1 protein-coding gene is annotated in these 1,381 nt (G+C 62.0%); it reads left to right on the top strand.

Annotated elements, in window-relative coordinates; genetic code table 11:
* Nucleotides 1–230: 230 nt before the first annotated feature.
* The gene (locus B3H64_RS00780; RefSeq protein ID WP_044942834.1) at nucleotides 231–1,364 is read left to right on the top strand and encodes a tyrosine-type recombinase/integrase; all 1,134 of its coding nucleotides are present in this window, start codon (nucleotides 231–233) and stop codon (nucleotides 1,362–1,364) included.
* The last annotated feature ends 17 nt before the right edge of the window (nucleotides 1,365–1,381 follow it).

Below are 1,381 nucleotides of genomic sequence, written 5' to 3'. Positions count from 1 at the left end.
GGGCCTTTACCCCTGCGGCGAGGGGGCTGGGTACGCGGGCGGGATTACCAGCGCGGCCGTGGACGGCATTCGGGTCGCCGAGGCCATCGCTTCCAAATAAGCATATTTTTTACATAAAAACCCCATTTTGGCGCATAATAACGCCAGAATGGGGATTATTATGGTCTTTCACAATTTCGTATGATACTGTAAAAGTCCAATTCTGTCGAAAAGTGAGGGATTTTGAAGCGATGGCTCGAAAAAAAGTAGAAACTAATATATCTTTTGACGAAATGCGACAGAAATACTATGTCTGCATGGATTACGGCCTGGATGAAACCGGCAAGCGAGTGAAGAAGTACAAGACCTACCCCACGCTGGCCCAGGCCCGCCGGGGCCTGCGCGATTTTCAGACGGAACAGGACACCCACCAGACCGTGGCCCCCCGCTCCATGACCTTGGATCAGTGGCTGGAATACTGGATGGAGGAGGTCATTCAGCCCAACCGGGCCGCCACCACCATCTACGGCTACCGCAAGATCATCGACAACCACCTGTCCGACGCGCTGGGCTCCGTCCCCATCCAGAAGCTGACGCCCCAGCATCTCCAGCAATACTACTCCATGCTCATGCGGGACAAGGGCCTGTCGGCCAATACGGTACGGCGGCACCACGATCTGCTCTCCTGCGCCCTGCACATGGCGCTCCGGCAGGACATCATTCTCCGCTGTCCCACAGAGCGGGTGGAGCCGCCCCGGGTCATCCCCCATGAGGCCCGATTCTACACCCCGGCGGAGCTCAAGCGGCTGTTCGGCCTGGTGGAGGGCCACTGGCTGGAGCTGATCGTCAAGCTGGCGGGCAGCCTGGGCCTGCGTCGGGAGGAGATCTGCGGCCTGCGGTGGAGCAGCGTGGACTTCGAGCTGCGCAAGCTCCACATCAAGGAGGCCCGCACCGCCGCCGGGGCGGAGATCGTGCAGAAGGAGACCAAGAACCGCTCCTCCAACCGCATCCTCCACATGAGCGACGATCTCTACCGCCTGCTGCGGCGGGAACGCGCCCGACAGGCCGAGCGCAAGCTGGCCCTGGGAGACGCCTGGCCGGACACCGGCATGGTGGCGGTGGACGCCAAGGGTAACCCCTACTCCCCCAACGCTGTGTCCCTGGCCTTCACCCGCTTCATTCAGGCCCACCACCTGCCCAAAATCACCCTCCACGGCCTGCGCCACACCTTCGCCACCGTGGCCTCCGCCCAGGGCGCGCCCCTGTTCGACATCGGCAAGGCCCTGGGCCACTCCACCCCCGCCACCACGGGCAAGATCTACACCCACCTGCTGGATCAGAACCACACCGCCACCCTGGACCGGGTGGCAAATGCGCTGAAATAATGCCAGGGGCGCGGACT

The organism is Intestinimonas sp. UBA1698, assembly GCF_002320075.1.
In the GTDB taxonomy this organism is placed as follows: Bacteria; Bacillota; Clostridia; order Oscillospirales; family Oscillospiraceae; genus Intestinimonas; species Intestinimonas massiliensis.
Note: the sequence above shows the minus strand (reverse complement) of the source record. Positions and strands in the feature narration are given on the sequence as shown.

Excerpts from the sequence above, each read along its gene's own strand:
- B3H64_RS00780 (WP_044942834.1), top strand. The coding sequence starts at position 231 with ATGGCTCGAAAAAAAGTAGAAACTAATATATCTTTTGACGAAATGCGA.